Source organism: Saccharopolyspora elongata (genome assembly GCF_004348985.1).
In the GTDB taxonomy this organism is placed as follows: Bacteria; Actinomycetota; Actinomycetes; order Mycobacteriales; family Pseudonocardiaceae; genus Saccharopolyspora; species Saccharopolyspora elongata.
Genome location: NZ_SMKW01000244.1, coordinates 1 through 760, shown reverse-complemented (window position 1 = coordinate 760; position 760 = coordinate 1). Strand labels below are relative to the sequence as shown.

General features: G+C 67.0%; 1 protein-coding gene. It reads left to right on the top strand.

The window, feature by feature from the left end:
- Positions 1 to 760: IS256 family transposase (locus E1288_RS46515; protein ID WP_132495757.1), on the top strand; the 760-nt coding region annotated here is incomplete at both ends.

The following is a 760-nucleotide window of genomic DNA, read 5'->3' as shown; positions in this document are numbered from 1 at the left end:
TTACAGGCCGAGGTGGACGCCTACATCGCGCAGTTCGCCGACGCCCGCGACAAGCGTGGCCATCGCCTGGTGGTCCGCAACGGCTACCACCAGCCCCGCGAGGTCCTGACCTCTGCCGGCGCGGTCGAGGTGCAGGCGCCTCGGGTCAACGACAAGCGCACCGACCCGGACACCGGTGCGCGCCGGCGGTTTTCCTCGGCGATCCTGCCGCCCTGGGCACGCAAGACCCCGAAGATCACCGAGGTGCTGCCGCTGCTGTACCTGCACGGGCTCTCCAGCGGGGACTTCGTGCCCGCACTCGGGCAATTTCTGGGCAGCAGCAAGGGGTTATCCGCTCCTGTGATCACGAAACTGACCGAGCAGTGGAAGGCCGAGCACCGTGGGTTCACCGAACGCGATCTGCCCGAAGTGGACTATGTGTATCTGTGGGCGGACGGTATCCATGTGAACATCCGCCTGGAAGAGCACAAACTCTGCCTGCTGGTCATGATCGGTGTCCGGGCCGATGGCCGCAAGGAACTCGTCGCGCTGGCCGACGGCTACCGGGAGTCCACCGAATCGTGGGCCGACCTGCTGCGGGACTGTAAACGTCGCGGGATGCGCGCCCCGGTGCTGGCCATCGGCGACGGGGCACTGGGGTTCTGGGGCGCACTACACGAGGTCTTCCCCGACACCCGAGCGCAGCGCTGCTGGTTCCACAAGATCGGCAATGTGCTCGCCGCGCTACCGAAGTCGGCGCAGCCGGGTGCGAAGAAGGCAC